This window comes from Kerstersia gyiorum (genome assembly GCF_048595715.1).
Taxonomy (GTDB): domain Bacteria; phylum Pseudomonadota; class Gammaproteobacteria; order Burkholderiales; family Burkholderiaceae_B; genus Kerstersia; species Kerstersia gyiorum.
In genome coordinates this window covers 3,635,021-3,656,831 of the sequence record NZ_CP169556.1, presented here as the reverse complement: position 1 = coordinate 3,656,831, position 21,811 = coordinate 3,635,021, and the positions used below count along the sequence as shown (strand labels likewise).

Genomic DNA, 21,811 nt, shown 5'->3' with positions numbered 1-21,811 from the left:
AGGGCCTGCTTCATTTTCTTGGCGCTTGGCGGGAGAGCCCTGGCCAATGCCGCCTGCGCCAGGTTCAACGCAGGCGCTCCAGTACCGCAAGAAATTCTGCAGGCCCCATATAGCCGATGACACGTGCATCTTCCCTGGGCTGTCCGCCTGCATCATGGAACAGCATGGCGGGGGGGCCGAAAATGCGCAATTGCTTCATGAGCGCACGGTCAGCGGCGCTGGCGCGCGTCACGTCCAGGCGCAGCAGCGTGAATTGCCGCAACGCTGCCTGCACGGCTGGGTCGGAGAGCGTGTCGCGTTCCATTTCGTGGCAGATCGCGCACCAGTCGGCATAGACGTCCAGCATGACTGGACGGCTGCTGGCTGCCAGCGCGGCTTCCAGTTCACGGGTGCTGGCGATGTCGGTGAAGACCAGCGGAGCTTCCTGCTGCGCAGCGTGGCGGTTCCAGGCAGCCAGCGGTGCCAGGGGATCGCGGCCGCCGCTGGCCGCACCGAATAGCCAGATCAGGGCCACGCCGGCCAGCAGCAGGCCTGCCGTCTTCAGTGCAGCAGGGCCGGGCTGGATGGGCCGAGGCAGCGCTTCGAAGGCGCCCATGAGTACGGCAGCAAAGCAGGCCAGGGCTGCCCAGCCGGCCAGCGCCAGCGCGCCCGGCAGCAAGGTGCTGGCCAGCCACCAGGCAGTGCCCAGCAGCAGCAGGCCGGTCAATTGGCGGATACGTTCCATCCAGGGGCCGGGCCGGGGCCGCCAGCGGCCTGCCAGCAAGCCCAGCAGGAGCAGGGGCAATCCCATGCCCCAGGCCATGGCAAACAGCGACAGGCCGCCGCGCATGACATCACCGCTTTGCGAGAGGTACAACAGCGCGCCGGCCAGCGGGGCAGCGACGCATGGGCCTATCACCAGGGCGGAGACGGCGCCCAGCAGGCCTGCGCGTGGCAGGCTGTTGGCGATTCCACCTTGTCCGATACGGCCCAGGCGGCCTTGCAGCGCACCGGGCATCTGGAAGGTGAAAACGTCGAACTGCGCCAGCGCCAGCAGCGCCAGCGCCAGCGAGAACAGGCCGATGAGCCAGGGCATCTGCAGCCAGCTGGAGAGTGCCGCGCCCGTGGCGCCCGCCAGGATGCCCATCAGGGTGTAAATGATCGACATGCCTGCCACATAGGCGGCAGCAAGCGCCAGGCCACGGCCGCGGGTCAGCGTGCCCGCTGGCGAAGACAGCAGCATGGCCGATACGATGGGCAGCATGGGCAGGACGCAGGGGGTCAGCGACAGCAGCAGGCCCAGCCCCAGGAAGCTCAGCAATTGCAGACCCAGCTGGCCGTCAGCGGCCCCAAGGCGCCGGGCCATGTCCAGGTCGCCGCCGCTCAGGGGCGGCGCCGCAGGCGTTGCGGAAGCGGTAGCGGGAGCGGCAGAGGAAGCAGGGCTAGTGCTGGCAGCGCCGGCCGGGCCAGCACTGGTTATTGGGGCTGTATCGCTCTGCGGTGCGCTGCGTACCGATGTGGCGGCCTCGCCAGGGGCGGGCAGGTCTGTCTGCAGGCTGGACAGGGGCGCCAGTGCGTCCTCCAGGGTTTCCTGGGCAGCGATGCGATAGTTGCCTTGGCCGTCGTCTTCGAGTTGCAGGCGCTGGCGCAAAGGCGGGTAGCACAGGCGGTCTTCGGCGCAGCCCTGGCTGTCGGCAATGAAGGCCAGCGGCGGGCGGCCCGGCAGATCAGGAATGGGGACGATGATTTCGAGCCGGTCGCGGTAGACCTCCATGTCGCGCTGGAAGGTCGTATCGAACACTTCGCCGCCGGTGGGCAAGGCTGCGCTGGCGGCTTGCGCGCCGGCAGCCGAGAGCCAGTGCCAGGCCAGCTTTTCGCGATACATGTAGTAGCCGGGCGCGATGGTGTAGTCCAGTACCAGGCGCTGCTGGCCGTCGATCCCAGCGCTTAGCGCAAAGGCTTCTTCTTCGGGCAGCAGGGCGGGCTTGGTCGGGAAGAAACCGGGCAAGGTATTGCCGGGCAGCGCCGAGGCCGGCTGGGCCTGCGCGGGGCGGGCCAGCGACAGGCATAGCAGCAGCGCCAGGGCCAGCAGCAAGCCCAGTTGCAGCCCTGGCAGCCCGGGCCGGTTCTGCGTCATGTGGCTCATGCTTGCGGGCCGGCGGGCGCCGGGGTAGAGCAAGCCGTGATCCATTCCAGGTAGGCGGGCAGGCCCGCGCAGATGGGCAGGCAAATGATTTCCGGGACGGCATAGGGGTGGTGCCGTTGGATGGTGGCGATGGCGCCGGCACGTTGCGCCTGGCTCAACTTGGCCTGGAGCGGGTACTCCGTGGCGTGCTCCAGCTTACCTTCCCATGAATAGGTGGAGTGCACCGGGGCGCCGATCTGGACGCAGGCCGCGAAGCCGCCGAGCACCAGCTCGTCGGCAACGGCCTGGGCCAGTGCCAGATCAGGGAAAGTGCTGAGCAGGAGTTCGCAATCGGGGGGCAGGGTGGTCATGGCAGGTCCGTATGGGCGGCCTTGGCACGGCAGGCGCGCGAGAAGGAAATGGTATTGGGCCGGCGGCTTGATATCGGCGCATGCCGGGGGCTTGCATCGGCGCGCGCTTTGTGTGAGTTTAGCCCTTGATGGCGAGGGGGACGAGGCATGAACCGGAAAAGTGGGCAGGTGCCGGCAGGACGACAGGCAGAGAGCGCCGATGCACAGGCAGCGCAGCGCGTGCTGAACCATGTTCGGAGCCTTGAGGACCAGAGCTGCTTGCTGGTCGGTGTGGAGGCAGTGTTTTCCCATGCGGCGCAAGGCATGCAGCACAGCCATGCCCGGATCCAGTTCCTGCAGGTGCTGGAAGGCGCGTTGGCAGTGCGGGTGGGGACGCAGCAGTGGCTGGTGCCGCAGCACCATGCCTTGCTGCTGCCTGCCGGGCTGACGCATGACAACCGCTATTTCGGGCCGGCGCGGGTGCGCAGCCTGTATATCGCGCCCGGGCTCTGGCAGGCCGGCATGCCAGAGGGTTGCCGGCTGGTGGCGGTGCCCCCCTTGCTGCGCGAACTGAGCGCGGCCGTCCTGGCCATTCCCAGGGAACCGTCCACTGACGACCGCCATGCCTTGCTGATGGCTCTGACCGTGCGGGAGATACAGCACCAGCCGGGATTGGCGCTGCGGCTGCCGATGCCGGCGGACCGGCGCCTGCAACGCATGTGTGAAACCTTGCTGCGTGATCCGGGCAACCGTGCGCCGCTGGCGTACTGGACCCGGGTGTCGGGGCTCAGTCAGCGTACGCTGACGCGGCTTTTTCCCCGTGAAACGGGGCTGAGCTACAGCGCCTGGCGCCAGCAGTTGCTGCTGCTGGCAGCGCTGGAACGCCTGGCGTCGGGGCGAACCGTCGGGGCGGTGGCGCTGGACCTGGGCTATGCCTCTGCCAGCGCATTCGGTGCGATGTTTCTGCGGCAGGTAGGCATGACCCCTTCGGCCTATGCCAGATGCCAGGCAGGACACGCCTGAGCGGTCGTGGCAGAGCGGGCCTGTCGACACCCGGACGAAACGCTATGGCCTGATCACGATAGTGAATGGCCTTGATGAGATAGATGCGCTGGAATGGCAGCCGCAAGATAGCGGGGCAGGGCGAGTGGTGCGCCAGTGCTGCCGTCCGTGGCCCGCATGCATGCCGGTATTGCCGGACGCAGGCGTTCTTCACTGTTTTCAGGGGGCAAGTCTTGGAACAAGCTAACCATCCCGTTTACGGGACATATGATCAGTCCGCGCTGGATGCCCAATACAACATCCTGGGGATGATCCCTGGCTACAAGGACATCTTCACGCGCTGGGATGCGGACAGTGCGGCAGCCCGGCAGCAGGCGCAGGCCGAGGGGCGGTTGCAGGTGCTGAGGTATGGCGCATTCGCCTTGCAGGAAATCGACTTTTTCTCATGCGGTGCCCAGAAAGCACCGGTGGTGTTGTTCATTCATGGCGGCTATTGGCGTTCACAGGACAAGTCGGCATTTGGCTATACCGCGGCGGCCTATCAGGCTATGGGCTGCCATGTGGCGCTGGTGAATTACCGCCTGGCGCCGGCAGTGAACATGGACCAGATTGTCGATGACCTGCGTGCCAGCGTGGCCTGGCTGGATGGCCAGGCGCAGGCGCTGGGCATTGCGCGTGACCGCATTTATATCGCCGGCAGTTCGGCGGGCGGCCATCTGGTGGCAACCTTGATGGCGACGGATTGGGCAGCGCTGGGCGTGCGCGAGGATATCGTGCGCGGTGGCTGCGCACTCAGTGGGGTGTATGAACTGGAGCCCATCCGGCTGTGCTTCCTCAATGCCGTGGTGGGCCTGGATACTGTTCAGGCGCGCCGCAACAGTCCCTTGTACCGCCTGCCACGCCAGGGGCTGCCCTTGATCCTGTCGGTAGGCGGGGATGAGTCTCAGGAATTCCAGCGGCAGCAGGATACCTATGCGCAGGCCTGCCGGGAGCGGGGCATGGCGGTGACTGTCGTGCCGCAGCCGGACGGCCATCACTTCGACATGATAGACCGCTGGTGCGACCCCAATCAGGCGCTGTTCCGCGAATTTGCCGCGATGATCCAGGCCGACTGAGTGAGGGCCAAGCCGGTGTTGTATCCGGTGCGCTCCCCCGGGGTGCGACTCATGACGGCCGCTTCAGGCCGGGGTGGCTTCCCGGTGCGCCGACAGGCTTTGCTCGATGATCCGTGCCAGCCGTTCGAAGGCCGGCACGATCTGGCTTTCCTGAACGCCTGCATAGCCCAGCAGCAGGCCCTGACAGGGCGTGGAAGTGCCCGCATAGTGTGAGGACAACGCCCGAGCGACCAGCCCCTGGCGGCGTGCCTCGAGCACGACGGCCTGGTCCGTGCCGGGCGGGCTGTCGGGCGGCAGGTGCAGCACCAGGTGCAGCCCGGCCTCATGGGCGGAAACCGGCCAGTCCGCGCCTAGCCGCCTGGTGATGGCGGCGCGCAGCAGCGTCTGCTTGCGCGCATAGAGCTGGCGCATGCGACGGATGTGGGCGGCATACATGCCTTGCGAGATGAATTCGGCCAGCGCCGCCTGTTGGACCAGTTGTCCGTCGCGGAAAAGTTCGGCGTAGCCGTCGGCGCATTGTGCAGCGATGGCTTCGGGCAGGACCAGATAACCGGTGCGGATGCCGGGGAACAGGGTTTTGGACAGGGATCCCATGTAGATCACGCGGCCATGTTCGTCCAGGCCCTGCAGCGATGCCAGTACCCGGCCTTCGAAGCGGAACTCGCTGTCGTAGTCGTCCTCCAGCACCCAGGCATCGTGCTGGCGCACGTATTCCAGCAGCCGGCGGCGGCGCGCCAGGCTCATCACCATTCCCAGCGGGAATTGGTGCGATGGCGTGACATAGATGAGGCGCGGCGGGTGCAGCATCAGCTCGCCTTGCAGCGTCAGCCCTTCTGCATCCACTGGTACCGGCACCAGCTCCAGGCCCTGTGCCTGCAGCAGGCTGCGAGCCGGGCGATAACCCGGCTCTTCCACCCAGACCCGGTCGCCGGTATCGGCCAGCATCTGGCCGACCAGCGCGATGGATTGCTGGATGCTGGTCGTGATGATGACTTGTTCCGGCGTGCAGTTCACTGAGCGCGACAGGCGCAGGTGTTCGGCGACGGCCTGGCGTAGCGGGTAGTAGCCGCCATGGTGGGCGTAGTTGAGGCGGTCGCGGCGGCAATAGCGCCAGTGACGCCCGATCATGCGGGCCCAGGCCGCGTGCGGGAAATGGTCGGTGTCGGAAATCCCCAGCGCGAAAGCGCCGGAAGGGCTTTCGACGATGGCGGCATCCTTGAGCACCAGCAGCCCGCGCCGTGACAGGCCTGGATCTGGTGCGGGCTGGGCTTCGCCCGCTACCAGCAGGCGGTCGGGGACGTGGCCGGGCAGGGTGTCGGATAAATACGTTCCGCTGCCAGGCCGGCTGATCAGGTAGCCCTCAGCCAGCAATTGATCGAAAGCATGCAGCACGGTATTGCGCGACAGCTTCAGCTCGTCGGCCAGCGCGCGCGTGGACGGCATGCGCGTATTCGGGGGCCACATGCCCTTCAGGATGGCCTGGCGCAGCAGGTCGTAGATCTGCCGGTTGAGCGGCCCGTGGGGCGACAACTTGTCGTAATCCAGGTACTGGAGCAGGTAGTCGGAAAGCAGCACGATAGCGACGTCGAAAGTGGCAGGGTGACAGGGAAAACCCTAGCAAGAATCGTGCCAAGTGGTACCACGAAGAAAGGCTGAAGTGGCGCTTTTTACCGGTCCACATGACGCGTACTGTGTGATGACAGCGTGCGACGGACTGATTTCACATGTGGCCCGGCCGGCGCGCTGTCCTCCCTTCGGGGTGGAGCCAGGCGAGGCATTCATTCTGTAGCCCTGGGCTTTTCCGAATGGTGGCGAGGCATTGCCGATCCTGATGATGGCGTGCTCCGCTTTTCGACAGTGTTGTCATTTATGGACGATGAGACCATGATGAAAAACCTCAATTCCTTTCCACGGAAATTTGTGTGCGGCTTGGCGCTGGCCCTGGTGCCCATGATGATGGCGGGCACGGCAGCTCAGGCGCAGACGCGTGGCGGCACGTTGGGCCTGGTTGCCAACCCGGAACCTCCGTCCATCGTCACGGCCATGAATTCCATGGTGGCGGCGCAATACATGGGCAGCAAGGTTTTCCAGGGTTTGCTGACCTACGACGGCGACCTGAAGCCGCGTCCTGAACTGGCCAAATCCTGGACGGTTTCCGACGATGGCCTGAGCTATGTGTTCGAGTTGCAGGAAGGGGTGAAATGGCACGACGGCCAGCCATTTACCGCCGATGATGCGGTATTCACCATTGGCACATTGCTGCCGGCGGTGCATGTGCGCACCGGTTTGGTGCTGAAGAACTATCTTGAGTCAGTGACGGCCAAGGATGCACACACGGTCGAGATCAAGCTGAAGAAGCCTTTCCCGCCGTTCATCTACATGTTCGAGTCCGGCACCATGCCGATGATGCCCAAGCATTTGTACGAGGGTACGGACTTCGCCCGCAATCCGGCCAACCAGAAGCCGGTCGGCACCGGCCCGTTCCGCTTCAAGGAATGGAAGCGCGGTTCCTACCTGCGGCTTGAACGTAACCCGGATTACTGGAAGCCCGGTTTGCCGTACCTGGATGGCGTGGTGTTCTACATGATGCCGGATGCGGCCTCCCGTGTGGTGGCCTTCGAGAATGGCACGGTGCAGGTGTTGCGCAGCGGCGACCTGGAAGTGTCCGACCTCAAGCGCCTGCAGGGCATGGATGGCGTGGACTACACGGCCAAGGGCTGGGAGTTGTTCTCGCCCACTTATCACCTGCAGCTCAACCTGCGCAAGCCGCCCTTCGATAACGTCAAGGTGCGCCAGGCGATCCAGCATGCGCTGGACCGGCAGTTCATCGTTGACGTGATTTTCGAAGGCCTGAACTGGCCGTCAACCGGGCCGTTCGCCAAGACGGAACTGTTCTTTGAAAAGGATGTGCAGCAGTATCCCTACGATCTCGACAAGGCCCGGGCATTGATCAAGGAATCGGGCGTGGATGTCGGCGCGCGGCCGGTGAAGCTGCTCAACATGGCGCTCGGCGGCAACTATGACCGCCTGCTGGAATACACCAAGCAGATGCTCGAGCAGATCGGCTTCCGTGTCGAAATCGAAGCCAGCGACGGCGGTACCTGGGCCAGCAAGGTCAGCAACTGGGATTACGACATCACCTTCAACCTGCCTTACCAGTACGGGGACCCGGCCCTGGGCGTGGAGCGGCTGTACGTGACACGCAATATTTCCAAGGGCAGCCCGTTTGCCAATAACCAGGGCTACAGCAACCCCGAGGCCGACGCCCTGTGGGACAAGGCTGGACAGGAACTGGACCCGGCCAAGCGTGCAGCGTACTACAGCGACCTGCAGAAAATCCTGGCGCGGGACGTGGCGAACAACTGGCTGATGGATATCGAATTCGGCACGGTTTCCAAATCGAACGTGAAGAATCCGGTGAGCTCGGGCCATAGCCTGACTGAATCCCTGGATACCGTATCCATCGAGTAGTACGCGCAGCAATAAGCGAGCTGGCGCGGCCAGGGGGGCCGCGCCAGGCAACTGGACGCGAGGTATCCGATGTTTATTTCATTCCTTACGACGCGGTTGTTCAAAGCATTGATGGTGATGCTGGGTGTGGTTGTCATCAATTTTTTCCTGATCCGCATGGCGCCGGGCGACCCTGCTGCCGTGCTGGCCGGGGAGTCGGGTGCGAGTGACCCGGCATTTGTCGAGGCGCTGCGCGCGCAGTTTGGGCTGGACCAGCCCTTGCTGACGCAGTTGTGGGTTTATCTGAAGGGGGCGGTGCAGCTGGACCTGGGCTATTCCTACCGCAACCATGTGCCGGTGTTCGACCTCATCATGGAACGCCTGCCGGCAACGCTGCTGCTGATGGCGGCAGCCTTCGTGATTTCCATCGTGGCCGGCGTGGCGCTGGGCGCACTGGCGGCGCGTTCGCGGTTTCGCAACCGGCACCGCTGGGTCGACAGCCTGGTAATGTCCTCGGCGATGCTGCTGTATGCCACGCCGCTGTTCTGGCTGGCGCTGCTGAGCGTGATCATCTTTTCCGTCATCCTGGGCTGGTTCCCGGCGTTCGGCATGGAAAGCGTGGCCGCCAGCTATGTCGGGTGGGAAAAAGTGCTGGATATCGGCCGCCACCTGGTGCTGCCGGCCTGTTCCCTGGCGGCGTTTTTCATGGCGGTATATGCGCGCCTGATCCGCGCTTCCATGCTGGAAGTCATGGGCATGGACTACGTCAAGACGGCACGCGCCAAGGGCGTGCCGCCCGGACGCGTCCTGCGGGTGCACGTGATGCGCAATGCGCTGATGCCAGTGGTTACCTTCGCTGGCGTGCAACTGGGCCAGCTGGCAGGCGGCGCGGTGCTGACTGAAACCGTATTCGGCTGGCCCGGTGTGGGCAGGCTGATGTTCGATGCCTTGTTGCAACGTGATTATCAACTGTTGCTGGGCGGCTTCCTGGTGACTTCGGCCATGGTGGTGTTCTTCAACTTCATGGCGGACCTGGTGTACCGGGTGCTGGACCCGCGGATAGGCGCCAACGGAGCGAAATCATGAAATCGCTGAGCAAACATTACCTGCGTAATTACGGTGCCGTGGCAGGGCTGGCGTTCTTCGCGCTGGTGGCTTTGGTGGCGCTGCTGGGGCCACTGCTTTATTCGCAGTCGCCATGGATGATCGTGGCGCGGCCCATGCTGCTGCCGTTTACCGACATGGCTCATCCGCTGGGCACGGACATGCTGGGGCGTGACGTGCTGGCAGGCCTGATCTATGGCGCCCGGGTGTCGCTGACAGTAGGCCTGGTGGCGACGGGCGTGGCGCTCAGTGTTGGCGTGCTGGTCGGGGCGGTGGCCGGTTATGCCGGCGGTCTGATCGACGATGCCCTGATGGCGGTCACGGAGTTTTTCCAGACCATTCCGCAGCTGGTGATGGCCGTGCTGGTGGTCGCCATCCTCAACCCTTCGCTCTATTCGGTGGTGGGCGCGATTGCGCTGGTGTCATGGCCGCCGGTGGCGCGGCTGGTGCGTGGCGAATTCATGTCGCTGCGGGAGCGTGAATTCGTGCAGGCGGCGGTGGTGATAGGCCAGCGCCCCAGCCGCATCGTGCTGACGCAGATCCTGCCCAATGCCATGTCGTCCATCATCGTCATGGGCTCCTTCATGGTGGCGACCGCCATCCTGACGGAAGCGGCACTGTCCTTCCTGGGGCTGGGCGACCGCAACCAGATGAGCTGGGGCTTCATGATAGGCGCGGCGCGCAGTGTGATCCGGCAATCCTGGTGGCTGAGCATTGCACCGGGAGTGGCGATCCTGATGACAGTGCTGGCCATCAACCTGATCGGCGAAGGGTTGAATGACGCGCTCAATCCGCACCTGCGCCGGCGTGGCGAGTGAACCGTGCGAGCCAAGGGGAAACACGAAATGAATACGAGCCATACGAGTGCCAACGCGGGTTTGCTGCGACAGATGCAGGGCGGCGCAGACAGGCGCGACCTGCAGTTCTTCGCAGCGCGCAGTAACGCGCCAGCCACCGCGCCTGGCCCGCATGACAGTTCTTCCGCCGCGCTGCCGCAAGCGGCACTGTTGCAGGTGCAGGGCCTCAGCATCGCCTTGCCTGCCAGCGGCAGCGACCGGCCCTATGCGGTGCGGGATGTGTCCTATGACGTCCACGCCGGGGAAATTCTCTGCCTGGTAGGGGAATCCGGTTCGGGCAAATCCATGAGCGCCAATGCCATCATGGGCCTGTTGCCGGATTACCTGCAGCCGGAGGCCGGTCGCATCCTGTTTCGCGGGCGTGATTTGTTGCAGACCGGCGAAGAGGACATGCGCAAGCTGCGTGGCCGAGAAATCGCCATGGTGTTCCAGGAGCCGCTGTCGGCGCTCAATCCGGTCATGACGGTGGGTGACCAGATACTGGAGGTGCTGCGTGTGCACCAGGCCTACCCCGGCCCGCAAGGCGTGCAGCGGGTGCTGGAATTGCTGGAATTCGTCGGTCTGCCAGAGCCTGCCACGTTGTACAAGGCCTATCCGTTCCGGCTTTCCGGCGGCCAGCGTCAGCGGGTGGTGATCGCCATGGCGCTGGCGCTGGAGCCGGGCCTGCTGATTGCAGACGAACCTACGACGGCTCTGGACGTGACGACTCAGGCGCAGATCCTGGCGCTGATCAAGCGCATCCAGCGCGAGAAGGGCATGGGAGTCGTGTTCGTGACCCACGATTTCGGCGTGGTTGCTGAAATCGCAGACCGCGTGGCAGTGATGGAGCGCGGCGTGCTGGTGGAGCAGGGCCCGGCCGTCCAGGTGCTGGAGAAGCCCCGGCATCCGTATACGCGCAAGCTGATCGCCGCTGTGCCGGGACGGCGCGGTACGGCGTTGCCAGACATGAACGAGGGTTGCGTGATGCGGGTGGATGGCTTGCGCAAGGTCTATGCCAGCGGCAGCCGGCTGCTGGGCACGCGCCGCGAGGTTGTGGCTGCCGATGATGTGAGCTTCGCGGTGCACCAGGGGGAAACACTGGGCATCGTGGGGGAATCCGGGTCGGGCAAATCCACCATCGGCAAGTGCCTGCTGCGCCTGACTCATGTGGATGGCGGCGCCATCCATTTCGGCGGCGTCGATATCACGCGCATGAGCGAGCGCGAATTCCGGCCACTGCGCAAGGATGTGCAGATGATTTTCCAGGACCCTTTTGCTTCGCTCAATCCGCGTCATACAGTCGGCCGCATCATTACCGACGGGCCGCGCGCCAATGGCGTGCCCATGGCCGAGGCCGAGCGGCGCGCTCGTGCGCTGCTGGAACGGGTGGGGCTGGAAGCCTCGGCCTACGACAGGCACCCCGGCCAGTTTTCCGGCGGGCAGCGGCAACGCATCGGAATCGCCCGTGCGTTGGCGCTGGAGCCACGTCTTCTGGTGGCAGACGAATCGGTGTCGGCCCTGGACGTGTCGGTGCAGGAGCAGGTGCTGGCCTTGCTGGCAGACCTGCAACGCAGCCTGAATATCGCGATGATCTTCATCACCCACGATTTGCGCGTGGCGGCCCAGATCTGCCACCGCGTGGCGGTCATGCACAAAGGCAAGGTGGTGGAGTACGGGCCGGCCGCCAGTATTTTCGACGCGCCTTCAGATCCCTATACCCAGCGTCTGGTGCAGGCGATTCCGGGCCAGCAGTGGTACAGCCGCCTGATGGATGAACGCCTGCAGGCCGGCGGTATGCAGGCCACGCCAGGCATGGCGTGATGAGGCTGCAGTGAAATGGGAATGCATGAATTTTTGGATAGAGGAAAGTCGCATCCATGACTGAACGTACGCAAGCATCATCGAACGCTGCGCAAGGTGCCGACACACTGACGGCTGCTTTGCTGAGCCGCTCTTTCGACCTGTCGTTTCTCAAGCCGCAGCTGGAAGCGGCCATTCCCGGCCTGGAGGTCGTCGAGTGGCCTGACCCACGCCATGCGCAGGCCGAACTGGCCGTGTGCTGGGATGTGCCGGATGAGGTCTATGCCGGCATGCCCAGGCTGAAGCTGGTGCACAGCATTGCGGCCGGGGTGGATAACGTGGTGGCAGGCCAGGATCTGCGCGGCCTGCCGGTATGCCGGGTAGTGGACCCGGACCTGGCTGAAGGCATGTTGCAGTACGTGCTGTGGAGCGTGCTGTATTTCCACCGCAGCCTGGACCGGGCATTGGCCCAGCAGCGCCAGGCGCAGTGGCTCCGGCCGTTGCAGACCCATGCCTCCACGTGCCGCGTGGGCATCATGGGGCTGGGCGAAATGGGCGGGCACGTGGCGCAGGGCTTGGTGCAGCGGGGCTATGCCGTGCGGGGCTGGTCACGCACGCCGCGTCAGCTGGAAGGTGTGCAGGCATACAGCGGCGCGGCGCAGTTCGACGAGTTCCTGGCGGGCTGCGACATCCTGGTCTGCCTGTTGCCGCTGACGGACAGCACGCGCGGCATTCTGAACCGGCGCCTGTTCGCCGCATTGCCGCCGGGGGGGGCGCTGATTCATTGCGGCCGGGGCGCGCACCTGGTGGAGCAGGATCTGGCCGATGCACTGGCCAGCGGCCATATGCGCGGCGCGGTGCTGGACGTTTTCGCGCGCGAGCCGCTGCCCGAGGATCATCTGTTCTGGCACATGCCGGGTGTGGTGGTCACGCCGCACATGGCCACCATGGCGTCCTGGGAGGCCGTGATCAGCCAGGTGGCCGACAACGTGGCGCGGCTGCGCGCCGGGCAGGAGTTGCTCAATACCGTGGACCCGGTGCTGGGCTATTGACCCCGCGGCCAAGCGCAAGTCCCGGACTGAAGTCCGGGGTATCGCGTGGCGGTATCCATACGGTGCAGTAGGCGCCTCGGCCTTCAGGCCGAAGGTATTCAGGATTGGAAATTCGCATGTTCATTCATTCAAGACAGATTGCCGGGAGCCAGAACTCATGAGTCGCAACGACAGGGATATCAACGATGTCTACCCCGGGCATTTCGCGCCCGTGGACCCCCAGATAGCCACCTTCCTGAGCCGGACGGCGGAAGTGGCGGCGCAGTACCCCAGGCGCGACCGCGTCAGCCTGGCAGAAGGGCGCCGCATCGGCGAACGGGTCAAGGCGCAATGGGTGGCCGGCGGGCCGGAGATGGCGCGCACGGTGGAACGCGAAGTGCCGACCCGGCATGGTCCGGTACGCATCCGCGTGCATTATCCAACGCAGCGCCGGCTGCCGGGCGCCTTGATGTATATCCATGGCGGGGGTTTCGTGGTGTTCAGCCTGGATACCCATGACCGGGTCATGCGCGAGTATGCGCAGCGGGCCGGTATCGTGGTGGTCGGGGTGGATTATTCGCTGGCGCCGGAGGCCCGTTTTCCACAGCCGCTGGAAGAATGCACGGATGTCATGCGTTGGCTGCGCGAGCATGCAGATGACCTGGACGTGGACGCAGCGGGATTGTTCATCGGCGGGGATTCGGCTGGCGGCAACCTGTCGCTGGGCACCTGCGTGGCCCTGCGCGATGCCGGCGAACCCTTGCCACGGGGCATGCTGCTCAATTACGGCGGCTTCAGTACGCGCATGTACCGCGATTCCATGGTGCGCTATGGCGGGGGCGAATATGGCCTGTCACTGCACATGATGGCCTGGTTCTACCGGGCTTATCTCGGGCGCCCGGAAGATTTCGAGGACCCGCGCATGTGCCTGGTGAAGGCGCGCCTGGATGGCTTGCCGCCGGCGTTGCTGGTCATTGCGGAATGCGACCCGCTTTACGACGACAGCATAGAGATGGCGGAATGCCTGGAACAGGCCGGGGTCGAGGTAGATGCCAGGGTATACCCGGGCACTGTGCACAGCTTCCTGGAGGCGGTTGAGATTGCGGATGTGGCGGTTCGGGCCTTGGACGAAAGCTGCGACTGGATGCGCAGGCACGCCGAAGCATGAGATGAGCAAAGCGGCCGCGAGGCCGTAGCCGTGCGCTGTCTTTCCCCTGCCCGCCGGGCCGGGGCCGGGGACATGCACGCCTGCGGATCAGCGGCGGCAGGAGACGACGGATATGTACACCCCGAAAGCGTATGTCGAAAATGATCTTGGTGTCCTGCATGAACACATGCGGCTCTGGAGTTTTGCCACCCTGGTGACCTCCGGCGCCAATGGCGTGCAGGCCACTCACCTGCCGTTCCTGCTGGAAGAAGGCGGGCCGGAAGGCCTGGGCATCCTGACCACCCACCTGGCGCGGGCCAATCCTCAGAGCCAGGATCTGCTGGCCGGTGCGCCAGCGCTGGTCATCTTCCAGGGGCCGCATGCCTTCGTGACGCCGAGCTGGTATGTGAACCAGATGACTTTCCCGACCTGGAACTACACCGCCATCCATGCGCGCGGCCAGCCGGAACTGATAGAAGACCCCGAGGACATACACGAGCTGCTGCGCGAAACCGTGGCGATCTACGACACGCCGCTGGGCGGCAACTGGCGCTTTGACGTCATGCCCGCCGATATGATCGTGCCGCGTCTGCGCGCCATCATGGGCGTGCGTATCCCCGTGACCAAACTGGAAGGCAAGTTCAAGATCAACCAGGACAAATCACGCGAGGATCAGTTGGGCGTGGTTGCGGCGCTGGAGGCCCAGCCGGATTCCCAGGCGCGTGATATGGCGGCGCTGATGCGGCGTTGTTTGGGGCTGGATGCGGCCGTGGCGGATAAGCCGCAAGACGCTGTGCCTGCCAAGGCGCGGGCATGAAAACAAGCCGCCGTTCTTCCGCAAGGAAAACCGGCGGCTGTACCTTCAAGCAGGGCCGCATGGTGGGGTGCCTGCCGGGCGTTGGGGCCGGGCAAAACACCTTGACGGGCATCAGTACGGTTTGCGGGCGCGGCGTCCTGCGGCCAACAGCAGCAAGGCCAGTGCCGGCCAGAGCGGCAGGGCGCCGCCACCGCCGGTGTACTTGATGGAGTTGCCGTCGGTTTCGCTGGCGACGCTATCGACCCGCAAGGTGGCGATGTTGGAACCGATGGGCGTCCCGGTGGTGCTGTTTACGCAGGAGAGCGAGTAGGTATAGACGCCGCTGGCAGCTTTGGTGACATCCACACTGCCGTCTTCTGCCTGCGGACCTTCCCAGTCATGATCTTTCGAGGTGGCTGTGCAGGAGCCCGGCACGACACCGGAGGCCGTCCAGGTAATGCGGGCGGTTTCGTCACGCTTGATGGAGGCAGGAAAGACGGCAAGGTTGATCGTGGCGCCTTGATCCGCACCATAACGCCAGATGGTGCCGGAATTGGAATAGTCGTACTCCATGACGTTGCCCTGCACGCGGTCGAACCAGCGCTCTGCGCCGCCATGCCGAGTGGACCCATACAAGGCGCCGTCTTGCCCCAGCGTGACGCCAGTGGGTGATTTTCCTGTCGTGCGTTCGGAAAACTCATGACGCACGCTGAAGGCGCTATCCGGGTCGCTGCGCCATTTGTCCATGTCCAGCGCGTACAGCACGCCATCGCTGACCTGGAATGCGTAGTCGCTCTCTGTTTTGTCCGCGCTCAGGTTGTTGCGTGTCCAGCCCAGCGCTATGGGTTTATAGGGGTTGCCGAAATAGAAGTTGTGCAGCGAGCCGCCGGACAGCGTGGTGCCATAAAGCGTATTGCCGATGAAGGCGAGCGGCCCGCGCGGCGTGGCGCCGTTGATGCCGTCGAAACGGTGCAGGGTCTGGAAATTGCTGCCGTCCGTGCCGATGCGAAAGAGGGTGCCATTGCTATTGAAGCCGACATCGTATCGGTTGCTGTCCGCAGGGTATTCCCATTTCGTGGTGTAGGGCGTGGCGCCCGTCGTCATGGAGGTGGACCCCTGCACCTGGCCGCACAGCAGGCTGGGCGTGACATAGCGGATCGTCACTTTCTCGTATGCCTGGAGGGCGGGCCGGAACAGCCACCGTGAGGGCGTGGTATAGACATTGCAGGCGCTGACGGACGAAGTGCCATAGAGATGGCCGTCAGGGCCTTGCGTCAGCGTGTTCATGCCGGTGTCGGACAGCAGGAAACTGATGGAGGTGCCATCGACGGTATTGCTGGTCTGCCAGATGGCTGCGTTCTCGGTATTGAATTCGCCGTCGGCAAGGGTGAATTCGCGCAGGACGGTGTAGCTGGTATCAGGTTGGGCAGGATCGAGCTTGAACAGGATGCCGGTAGGTGTGTTGGCGGCAGTATCGGCACCGGGGGCGCCGGGGGTTCCGCGGCTATATGCCATCAGTCCATAGAGCCAGCCATCGGCAGCCAGGATGATGTCATTGAGCAATTGGCCGCGCCCTGTTTGCCGCAGCGGGAAGGCGTGGAGGGTGCTCAGTTCGTCGCGCGCGGACAGCTTGTATATGCGGCCGTTGCCATCCGGGCCTTCGTCCATGCCATAGAGCGTGCCATCGCTAGCCTGCGCCAGGCGCCCATAGGGAAAATACAGCTTGTCCAGCGTGCTGGCGATGATGCTGGCGTGAGTGCCGTCGGCATCGGCTCGCACCAGGGCGCCAGTGGTGACCAGGCTGGTGCCATAGTTGTCTGGTACGCCGGTGCGCTGGCCCGGGCGGGGCGCCTGATTTTCCAGCGACCACCGTTCGCCGCCGGTGCGATTGTTATATCTGGCGATGCCGGCGATCAGGTCGCCATTGCGGCGCAACACCGCCTGTGTGCCCATGCCGATCTGAGCCCTGGGCGCGCCAACGATTTCCTGGGAAATCACGGACTTCTGGAATTTTGCCGGTGTGGATGGCACACGGAGGAACGCCGGGCCCAAGCGGGTGCGGGAGTTGTAGGCGAGCTGATCCCACTCGGTATCGTTGGGATCTATCACGCTGTCTATCCCTGTCCAGTACAGATAGCTGCCATAGGTGGCGTCGGACACCAGAATGGGTGGGTTCGAAGAGGGCGGCGAGTTATTCAGTGCTTCCAGCGCGGCCACGCCTTCGAGCTGTTCGCCATCGGTGTAGTTGCGCGTTGACAGGGTGACCAGGCGCTGCATCTGCAAAGCGGTGGCCTCTTGTGCCGGCACGGGCGTGCTCAGGCCGACAGTGCTGCCCAGCAGGCAGGTGCCGACTAACAGTTTTGTCTTGGCGGAAGATTGGATTGGCATGGTTCAGGCCTGGAGTTGGGGCACGTGATCAGGGGAGCCCGCCAGCGTGATGTGTCGTCTGGCGGGACGGACATATTGGCCGGGCATATGTGGGCGGCCTGCGGTCCCGGGAGACCGGCAGGCACGCGGCTTAGACCTTGTTCGGGCCGGCTGTTTCACGAGCGCTCGGCAGGGCGGCCAGGCCTGCGGCGCAGCAGGGCCAGCAATGCCAGTCCGGCCAGGCCTGCCGGCAAGGTTGCGCCGCCACCCACATCCTGCACTTCTGTCGGGGCAACGGGCTGGACGGGCGTGGCGGCTTGCGTGACCGTGATGCTGGTTTCAGAACGCTGGCTGCCGGCCAGGCCTTCGCATATCAGTGTGTAAGTGACGGTGCCTGCCGTGGCCAGGGCAGGCATTTGAGCACTGCCGGAGGCTTGCTGGGTGCCTTGCCAGCCGCCGCTGGCAAGGCATTTCTGGGCGCCGGTGGTGGCCCAGGTCAGCACTGGCCGTTCGCCTGTCGTATAGCTGTTCTTGTCCGCTTTCAGGGGTTCGGTAAAGGCGATGTCCGGCAGGTCGATTTCCAGGGCATAGATGAGGCCGCTGGTATCGCTTTCCGGACTGAGGCTGCCGCCCGTCCGGGTCGTGCCGAGCAGCCAGTGCTTGCCGTTGACGACCGGGCCGGCACGCACGCCAAAAAGGCCGCTGCCAAAATCGCTGTCGTTGAAATAGCGGACGGCTTCAATGCGGTCATCGGAGCGGTCCGGGGCTTGGCCGGGCACAAGGCGGAAGAGCGCGCCCTGGCCGTTGGCGCGAATGACACCGCGGCTGTTGGCGGCAGTGATGGACGCATCCTGAGTCGATGTGCCGTAGATATTGCCGTCCAGGCCCAGGGCGATGGGGCCCTGTATCGCGCCAGCCGGGCCGCCCGCCAGGTTGGGGGCGTCGGCAGTGTGAACCGCGCTGAGATCCGGCGAGAAGGGCAGGAACGCCACGCCACCTTCGATGTCGGCACGATTGAAACGCCACATGCCGGCAGCGCCGCCGCCGTAGAGCCAGGTGCCGTCTTCGATCATGACATTGACGTTTTCACGGGTATTGTTGGCGATGTTGCCTTCCGTGAAATAGTGCAGCACCTCGATATCGTCTGCCGTGACTTTGCCGGCGCGCAGCGTGCTGCCAGGAATGCGGGACAGCGAGCCATAGACGGTAGCGGCTTTGTCCACACCAGGATAATCGCCGGTGCTGTTGGGTTCGTACATGGGCATGCGCGACGCGATGTACAGATGGTCATCCTGCTTGCTCCAGAGCAGGACCGTGGAATAGCCGCCTTTGAGCAGCGCCTTGCCGGATTGATACTGCAGGAAGTCGACGAGCGTGCTGAAAGTACCGTCTGCCGCACGTTTGACCAGTGTGGGAGAGAGGCTGGTCGTGCCGTAATAGATATTGCCGTCCTCGTCGACGGCATGTTGTCCTACCCCTCCCAAGGGGCCGTCGAAGTCGGTGTTGGTGGGTGCCAGGATCTCGGTTTTGCCATCCTGGATAACGACCAGGTGATTGATCTGGGCGAACGTCGGGGTCATGACGTAGTGCGATGCCGAGGCGAACACTTTGCCTTCGCCTGCATCCAGCAGGTCGGAATGCACCATGCCGGTGGCGGCCGGGATAGGCGCTTGCTGATAGGCGGCGGGCTTGCCGTCCGCATCAAGGGTCAGCAGGTAGCTCAAGCCGCCTGCATCCATGCCGAATGCGGCGGGATCCTGGGCGGGGCGTCCGGTCCATGTGCTTCCTTGCAGCAGGATGCCGTTGTCGGTTTTGTGGGCGATGGGGGCCATGGCCGGGTTGACGCCCTGAAGGTTGCCGTCCTGAGAGAACTTTTCAAAGCGATGCAGAACCTTGGCGTCCAGCCCTTCCTGATTGGCCCATTGCGCCTGGGCGGGTAGCGCAGCGGCCAGCATGACGGCAAGCGTCAGGGGGCGCAGGGGCAGGGTAAAAGTGCGTAGCGGCGAATGGTTCATCACGGGGGCCTTGTGGTTGAGCATGGCAGGGCAAGAAGCGGTGCCGGTGGCGTCGGGGGAATGGGTGGCGGTGGATAAGTCGTTGGGGATGATTGGCAAATGGCCTAGAACTGATAGGTCAGGGTGCCCAGGATCGTGCGTCCGGGGGCAAAGCTCAGGCCGGTACCCGAGCCGGTGATTTCCACATAATTGCGGTCGAGCACGTTATCGACGGCCAGGCCCAGGTGCAGTTGGCGGGTGGCTTGCAGACCGGCCCACAGATCCAGCGTGCGCACGGTCTGATTGGCCCAAACGGATTGCGTGTCTTCTTTCCAGGGGCGCTCCAGGCGCCAGCGTGCGCCGAGTTCCAGGCGTCGGTCGAACAGGCGCACGCCGCCTGAAAGGCCGATCTTCAGGCTGGGCGGGCCGAAATAGAACATGTCCACGAGCGTGCTGCCGGCACCGCCACTGCTACCCATGGAGGTCGGCGGGTAGCCTGTCCAGCTGCCCAGCGGGAAAGGGTTGTAGTCTGTCGTGTCCAGCTTGGAGATCACGCGCGTCACGTTCAGGTTGGCGAAGAAGTCGTCGCTGTCGTAATCGACCTGCATATCCAGACCGCGGAAATGGGCAGGTTGGTTCAGGTTGACGTAGGCCGATGGGCAGAGCATCCCGCCGCAGTCGGCGGTGGCGATGGGAGACATGATGGCTCCCATCACGATGTAGTTCCGCACGCGATTTTCGAACCAGGCCGCCTTCACGCGCAGCGCGTCGTTGGGGCGCAGGCCGGGGGTGAAGTTCAGGTTGGTGCCGAACTGCCAGGTGCGGGCGCGCTCTTCCTTCAGGCCCGGGCTGGGGTAATAGGGAAACATGTTGTAGACGTGCATGCCGTACATCATGGTTTCGGTGATGGCGGGCGGCCGCAGGCCTTCGCCATAATTGACGAAGAGCTGTGCCCAGGGCGCGGGTTTGACGGCCAGCGACAGCGTGGGCGCAACCCCATAGGTGGAGCGATCCACTTCAAACCGGGTGTAGAGCGCGGTAGACGACGGCCGTACGCCCATCTCGTTGGGCACCATGCCCATGAACATCTGGCCGTTGCCCTTGAGCCAGAAATGGTCGTAGCGCAAGCCAGCGGCAATGCGCAGCCATTCGTCGTAGTCGAAGGTCAGGGACTGGAAAGCGCTGGCCACGGTACGTTTGCCTTTGGGCGTGGAACCTTCGTACCAGGCTGGGTCACGCGAGGAATTGTCGCTGACGTGGTCGTTGTACTTGGGGGACGTCCAGTCGTGGAAGAACTCGCCGCCGGTACGCGAGGTCAGCTGCCATTTGCCGAGTTCGACGACTGCCGTGTTCTGCAGGGTTCCGCCCAGGGTATTGGTTTCGAAATCCAGGGCGAAGCTATCGGCTGGCCTGGCTTCGTTGGCAATGCGTTCTTCGTGGCGTCTCGTATTGGTGTAGTACAGCGAAGACTCGATGGATATCCATGGGTTGGCAGGCTGGTAGTCGTATTCCAGCTTGATCGTATCGACCCGCACCGAATATTGCGCCGCGCCGCTGACAGCCAGGCGGTCGCCATTGGTGAACTTGGTGTCGTAGCCTACGTAGCTCAATTGCAGCCGGTGGTCGATGGATGGGCGCCAACCCAGCTTGGCCAGGCCGGACCATATGTCCTGGTTCGTGGCACGGGCCGGTTCACCCAGGGGTGTTTCGATGGCGTTCTGGTTGTTCGAGCCTTCGTAATGGTCGATCCCGCCCTTGCGGCCCAGGCGAAATTCGCCCAGGTGGCGGCGGCTCACGGCAGCCAGGAAATCTGTTTCCTCTCCCATGCGCAGGCCGATGGCGGCGTGGCCCAGAAAATGTGTGGCATTCGTGCCGGTACTGCCCTGAACCCGTCCACCTACGGTTTGTTCAGGCAGCAGCACATCGTCGATCTGCAATGTCCGGAAGTTCACGATGCCGGCGATCATGCCAGCGCCGCCCACGGTGGAGGTCGGGCCTTTTTCGATATCCACGCTTGAGAGCAGTGCCGGGTCGAGATAGACCTGGCCGTTGCTGCCATGCCCGCTTTTCTGGAAATTCTGGCGCGTGCCGTCCACCATGACGTTCACCCGGCCGAAGTCCTGCATGCCCCAGATATTGACGGAGACGCCCGGATCGCTGCGCCCCTGGCTGGTGAAAACCCCGGAGACATTGGCCAGAACGTCACTGGTGTTGCGCGGTGGCAGGCGGCGTAGATCTTCTGTCGTGACCCTGGCCAGCATTTCTGGTGTGGTGAAGATGTCGGCGCGTGCGTTGATATTGCCGGTCACGAGCACGGGGGCGAGTTCCGTGGCGGGCTTGGCGGATAGCGGCGGTGCGGTAATGGCGACCAGGTTGGCGCTGACCGTCACCCGTAATCCGGTGCCTGCCAGCAGGCGTTCGAAGCCTTGCTGGACGGAATAGCTGCCGTGCAGCGGGGCGGAACGGCGGCCGCCGAGCAAGGACTGATCCGCTGCGACGGAAAGGCTTGCCTGGGCGGCCGCGGCCTTGAGCGCCAGGTCCAGTGTCTGGGCCGGGACGTCGAAATCTACCAGGCGTGCGCTGGCGGTCGCGTCCGCTGCCTCGGCCATTGCCGGCGCCAGTGACGCCAGGCTGACAGCCAGAGGGAGTGCGAGCGGAATCAGAAGGGAACGCATGAAAACTCCACGGGAGAGCCAGCAAGCCCATGCATGCCGG

General features: G+C 64.2%; 15 protein-coding genes. 9 read left to right on the top strand and 6 right to left on the bottom strand.

Going from position 1 to position 21,811, the window contains the following annotated elements; translation table 11 throughout:
• Window positions 1-64 precede the first annotated feature (64 nt).
• Complete coding sequence (gene dsbD, locus ACEW7X_RS15980) at window positions 65-2,116, bottom strand: protein-disulfide reductase DsbD (RefSeq protein ID WP_420177432.1); 2,052 nt, start codon at window positions 2,114-2,116, stop codon at window positions 65-67.
• 5 nt (window positions 2,117-2,121) lie between these two features.
• On the bottom strand, window positions 2,122-2,475 hold the full coding sequence (gene cutA / locus ACEW7X_RS15975) for a divalent-cation tolerance protein CutA (RefSeq protein WP_420177431.1): 354 nt from the start codon (window positions 2,473-2,475) through the stop codon (window positions 2,122-2,124).
• Window positions 2,476-2,622: 147 nt separating this feature from the next.
• Between cutA and ACEW7X_RS15970 the strand changes: the two genes are divergently transcribed.
• On the top strand, window positions 2,623-3,477 hold the full coding sequence (locus ACEW7X_RS15970; protein ID WP_068375396.1) for an AraC family transcriptional regulator: 855 nt from the start codon (window positions 2,623-2,625) through the stop codon (window positions 3,475-3,477).
• Between the two features lie 212 nt (window positions 3,478-3,689).
• The gene (locus ACEW7X_RS15965; RefSeq protein WP_420177430.1) at window positions 3,690-4,571 is read left to right on the top strand and encodes an alpha/beta hydrolase; all 882 of its coding nucleotides are present in this window, start codon (window positions 3,690-3,692) and stop codon (window positions 4,569-4,571) included.
• A 63-nt stretch (window positions 4,572-4,634) separates the two neighbouring features.
• Here ACEW7X_RS15965 and ACEW7X_RS15960 read toward each other — a convergent pair whose 3' ends face one another.
• The gene (locus ACEW7X_RS15960) at window positions 4,635-6,146 is read right to left on the bottom strand and encodes a PLP-dependent aminotransferase family protein (RefSeq protein ID WP_068375401.1); all 1,512 of its coding nucleotides are present in this window, start codon (window positions 6,144-6,146) and stop codon (window positions 4,635-4,637) included.
• A gap of 375 nt (window positions 6,147-6,521) precedes the next feature.
• On the opposite strand from ACEW7X_RS15960, the gene ACEW7X_RS15955 reads away from it, so the two are divergent.
• From ACEW7X_RS15955 to ACEW7X_RS15925, 7 genes are all read left to right on the top strand, one after another.
• Window positions 6,522-8,042 carry an ABC transporter substrate-binding protein gene (locus tag ACEW7X_RS15955; RefSeq protein ID WP_420177938.1) on the top strand — a complete coding sequence of 507 codons (1,521 nt, stop codon included), beginning with the start codon at window positions 6,522-6,524 and terminating at the stop codon, window positions 8,040-8,042.
• 69 nt (window positions 8,043-8,111) lie between these two features.
• Complete coding sequence (locus ACEW7X_RS15950) at window positions 8,112-9,107, top strand: ABC transporter permease (RefSeq protein ID WP_068375404.1); 996 nt, start codon at window positions 8,112-8,114, stop codon at window positions 9,105-9,107.
• Window positions 9,104-9,943 carry an ABC transporter permease gene (locus tag ACEW7X_RS15945; RefSeq protein ID WP_127775358.1) on the top strand — a complete coding sequence of 280 codons (840 nt, stop codon included), beginning with the start codon at window positions 9,104-9,106 and terminating at the stop codon, window positions 9,941-9,943. The genes ACEW7X_RS15950 and ACEW7X_RS15945 overlap by 4 nt, the downstream gene beginning before the upstream one ends.
• A 27-nt stretch (window positions 9,944-9,970) precedes the next feature.
• The gene (locus ACEW7X_RS15940) at window positions 9,971-11,782 is read left to right on the top strand and encodes an ABC transporter ATP-binding protein (protein WP_420177429.1); all 1,812 of its coding nucleotides are present in this window, start codon (window positions 9,971-9,973) and stop codon (window positions 11,780-11,782) included.
• A gap of 56 nt (window positions 11,783-11,838) precedes the next feature.
• Window positions 11,839-12,813 carry a 2-hydroxyacid dehydrogenase gene (locus tag ACEW7X_RS15935; RefSeq protein ID WP_420177428.1) on the top strand — a complete coding sequence of 325 codons (975 nt, stop codon included), beginning with the start codon at window positions 11,839-11,841 and terminating at the stop codon, window positions 12,811-12,813.
• Between the two features lie 157 nt (window positions 12,814-12,970).
• Entirely contained in the window at window positions 12,971-13,960 is a 990-nt protein-coding gene (locus ACEW7X_RS15930) for an alpha/beta hydrolase fold domain-containing protein (protein WP_420177427.1), read from the top strand.
• 112 nt (window positions 13,961-14,072) lie between these two features.
• Window positions 14,073-14,756 carry an FMN-binding negative transcriptional regulator gene (locus ACEW7X_RS15925; protein WP_420177426.1) on the top strand — a complete coding sequence of 228 codons (684 nt, stop codon included), beginning with the start codon at window positions 14,073-14,075 and terminating at the stop codon, window positions 14,754-14,756.
• Between the two features lie 111 nt (window positions 14,757-14,867).
• Here ACEW7X_RS15925 and ACEW7X_RS15920 read toward each other — a convergent pair whose 3' ends face one another.
• The 3 genes from ACEW7X_RS15920 to ACEW7X_RS15910 all read right to left on the bottom strand — a co-directional run bounded on the left by ACEW7X_RS15920 (window position 14,868) and on the right by ACEW7X_RS15910 (window position 21,771).
• Entirely contained in the window at window positions 14,868-17,123 is a 2,256-nt protein-coding gene (locus ACEW7X_RS15920; RefSeq protein ID WP_420177425.1) for a choice-of-anchor tandem repeat GloVer-containing protein, read from the bottom strand.
• A 155-nt stretch (window positions 17,124-17,278) separates the two neighbouring features.
• Complete coding sequence (locus tag ACEW7X_RS15915; RefSeq protein WP_420177424.1) at window positions 17,279-19,216, bottom strand: hypothetical protein; 1,938 nt, start codon at window positions 19,214-19,216, stop codon at window positions 17,279-17,281.
• A 5-nt stretch (window positions 19,217-19,221) separates the two neighbouring features.
• On the bottom strand, window positions 19,222-21,771 hold the full coding sequence (locus tag ACEW7X_RS15910; protein WP_420177423.1) for a TonB-dependent hemoglobin/transferrin/lactoferrin family receptor: 2,550 nt from the start codon (window positions 21,769-21,771) through the stop codon (window positions 19,222-19,224).
• Window positions 21,772-21,811: the final 40 nt, after the last annotated feature.